This window comes from Bacteroidota bacterium (genome assembly GCA_039714315.1).
GTDB lineage: Bacteria > Bacteroidota > Bacteroidia > Flavobacteriales > JADGDT01 > JADGDT01.
Map to the genome: position 1 here is coordinate 1 of JBDLJM010000215.1, position 3,795 is coordinate 3,795.

The 3,795-nt window shown below is 36.9% G+C and carries 3 protein-coding genes; all 3 read left to right on the plus strand.

Annotation, left to right across the window (positions count from 1 at the left end; genetic code table 11):
- Positions 1 to 906 (plus strand): hypothetical protein (locus ABFR62_13575; GenBank protein MEN8139448.1); only part of this gene is annotated, 906 nt, incomplete at its 5' end.
- A 55-nt stretch (positions 907 to 961) separates the two neighbouring features.
- On the plus strand, positions 962 to 3,013 hold the full coding sequence (locus ABFR62_13580; protein MEN8139449.1) for a hypothetical protein: 2,052 nt from the start codon (positions 962 to 964) through the stop codon (positions 3,011 to 3,013).
- Positions 3,014 to 3,025: 12 nt separating this feature from the next.
- A partial coding sequence (locus ABFR62_13585; GenBank protein MEN8139450.1) for a hypothetical protein occupies positions 3,026 to 3,795 on the plus strand: 770 nt, incomplete at its 3' end.

Consider the following 3,795-nt stretch of genomic DNA (forward strand, 5'->3'; position numbering starts at 1 on the left):
CAGGATGAGTTATTTAAAGCCGATTCGAAATGGAAAAGAGAAGTACATTTTGTAGCCGAAGACGGAGCTGTACTAAAAAGTACTTTAAGTTATTCTGATAGCGACATGCAGGTGAACTTTGATTTACCCGAAGGATTCTCTAAACAAAAGCAATACGCAATGCAGTTGGTTAATGTACCTGTCCGCGAAAGCACAGCTATCGATTCTAATGTAGAAAAAACGGAAAAAGATATGTCGGCAGGAGAATCGGAAATTATTGTAACAACGCAAAAGGCCGAAGGTGTACTTGAACAGCTCGAAGAAAAGGTAATTTATTCAATGAACCTAAAAAGTAGCCAATATGAAACTTTTGGAGAGAAGGTTGATGCCATGAAATATTCGAATATGTTTAAAAGGAGCTATTTCAGCAATAGTGGTGCAGAGTTTACCGGCTTAAGAGAAATAGGGACTGCTTATTACACTGATGAGTATTTTAGTGAAAGGGAGCTCGATATCAACAGGCCTTTGGTAGTATTTGAGGAAGCATTACAAAGTAAGTGGTATAAGGATAAAATATATCCCGAAATGTATGAGCTGGCGCAGGATCTGGGATTAGAGCACAGGTTTAGAGACCCCGAAATAATGGGTTATGTTCCCTTTAAGAAAGTGGTGGTTTTACGTCAGTTAAACGGGAAATTCAGAATTTCCGACCAGATAAACTGGGAAGCAAAAGATGATTACACCGATTTTGAGAACCAGGCAGCAGCTTTGTGGAATAATCAGGGTAAAGCAAAAGCCAAGAAGCTTCTGGAAATGGAAAGAGTACCTGATTACAGAGCAGGAGAATATCCGGTAAAAGTAAAATATGTTTTACCCGGCAGCAATGAAGTTACATCGAGTAAAACTATTAATATCAAATCAATATAACCGAATATTATTTAAACTATAATAGTAAGGTATTGTAGAAAATATGATGATAAAAATGAATAAGCGTAAAATATATATAACATTAGTTTTTTTAGCAGCATCCATCTTTGGATTTTCCCAGGAAAAGATTGAACTAAAGCTGGTAGCTAAGTCAACAGAGAATTCAATTATTCTGCGTTGGGCTCCTGCTGATGCCAACTCCTGGCAGTTAAATAACAAATATGGAGTGAAAATTGAAAGATATACCTTAAAACGCAATAATGTTTTTCTCGATAAACCTGAAAAGCAATTGCTGACATTCGCTCCCTTGAAACCTGCTGAACTGAAGTATTGGGAACAGGATGTTGAAAAGGATGATTATGTGGCAATATCTGCACAGTCGATCTATGGTGAAGAGTTTGAGTTAAGCAGCTCCAATGATATTTCAAGCATTCTGGACAGGAACTCCGAAATGCAAAACAGGTTTTCGTTTGCACTGCTCGCCTGCGATATTTCGGCGCGGGCCGCTGAATTGTCAGGATTGCGTTACGAAGATAAGACGGCTAAAAAAGGGGAGGTGTACCTTTACAAAGTAATATCCGAAATAAAAGATCCCTCATATACGGTTGAAGAAGTAACTGCTTATTTAGGATTAGAAGATTATGAGCCACTGGGTATGGCCCCTGAAATATCGGCAAAACTAAATGGAGAGGCAGCAGAGTTGCAGTGGAGCCATTATTATCATAAACGTATTTTTATAGCTTACTACATAGAGCGTTCGGAAGACGGAACAAACTTTAAACGAATCAATGAAACTCCGTTTACGGTATTGGATGTAGAGAAAAATAATTACATAATGCAACGTGTGGAGCAGCTGCCTGACTTTGAAAAGGAATATTACTTCAGGATAAAGGGAATAGATGCATTTGGTGATATTTCGCCGGGTTCGAATGTTATTAAGGTAAAAGGAGAGGCAATATATACCGTTTCAGCCCAGATAAATGATAAATTTATCGACAGTGAAAATAATGCAGTTATAAAATGGCAAATAGAAAACGGTAAAGCCGAAGATGTTGAGGCATTTGTGGTTGAAAGAGCATTTGATATAAAAGGTAATTTTGCTATTATTTCAGACAGTTTGAATTTCAAAGAGAATTCATATACCGATACCAATTCATCTTCTTCGAATTATTACCGGGTAAAAACAATATCAAAATCGGGGGAGGTAAAAAAGTCTTTTCCCGTATTATTGCAGCCTGCCGACTCGGTTGCCCCCGGAGCACCGGTAAATCTTAAGGCCGTTGTTTCTAAAAAAGGTATTGTAAAACTTGGCTGGAACAAAGGAAAAGAAGCAGACTTACTTGGATATAGAGTGTACCGTTCACGTGATAAAAATGGAGAATTCCAGCAAATAACAAAAAAGTCAATTGATATAAATTCCTATTCCGATACTTTAAATCTCGGTTCGCTTGATAAGCATTACTGGTATAAAGTTACAGCCGAAGATAACAGGTATAATACATCGGAGTATTCTGAAATAATACACGTGATAAAACCCGATACTATTGCTCCGTCATCGCCTGTATTTACAAAAGCTATTGCCAAAAGAGAGTCAAATCATCTGCAGTGGGTTGTAAGCGGCAGCGATTTGGGAAGTATAAAATTATACAGAAAATCAAAGGAAAAAGCCGAATGGAGTTTGCTGAAAACCTATTCACCTGTTGACAGCATGATTGTTGACGATATAGATATAAAAAACGGAACAAAATACTATTACACGCTTTCTGCAACCGACAGTTCCGGTAATGAGTCGATACCCGGAAAAGCTGTTTCGTTGACGGCCAATATTGAAAACGGTGAAGATTTTATTAAAGACCTAAAAGCAGAAGTTAAACGTAACCAGGGAAGAATTGAACTGACCTGGAAAAACAGTGAGGAGAATATTGAAATTTCCTTGTACAGGCTTGTAAACGATGGGAAACCGTCGTTGATAAAAAAACTTGAAGATGCAAGTGCTTTTATGGATGCGGAAGTTAAAATGGGGAATAGCTATAAATATTTTCTAAAGGTTACTGCATTTGGGAATAATAAAGCTCGGTGGGTTGAAACGGGTGTTTTTAATTTTTAAAGGTATTTTGTTATGAGAAATATATTTACTTTTTTACTTACATTAATTGTATCTGCCAGTTCTTTTGCACAACAGGATTATTACGGACCTACAGAAGTGTATCCTAATTGTGAATATCGTTATGATTTTCTTTTCCATAATGAAAATTGTACTAGAACTGTTGATGTAGACTTACATGGAGGTGGAAGTGAATTGGATAGTTTGAAAATATACAATGATGTAAGATCAGAAAGAATAGTCGCTTATGTAAAGTGGAGTACCGAGGGAGCAAAAACCTTTATTTTTAATAGACAAGAAGGGTGTGATCCGGATCCTCAAAGCGTAAATATGGTGGGAATACCTCTTGATATAACAATGAAAATATCAAGCGCTAATTTTACATTAAGCGCACCAAATATATTAGAGTTAGAAACCGGGTTAATTTGTAAGGGTAGTGATTCTCCCATAACGATAGCCGCTTATTATCCATCATCGGATAATAAGGGAGATTTGCAGAGTTTAATTGACAGAAGGGTCATAGATTTTAATATAGAGTATTCTGATAATAAAATTGACTGGATATCTGCAACCGGAGGTTATGAAAGAGGACAATTTTTAGATAGTAAATATATTGTTAAGGCAAACTTATCTAAACTTCCGGATAATTTTACCGGGGATACATTTTATTACCGGGTGAAATCAAAAGTTAGTGATGCCTGTGATTCAAGTCAGTATATGGCAACGAGCAGTATCAAAAGCGAAGCAATATTTCCCCAACCTCCCTTCACATCCTCAAACATAGA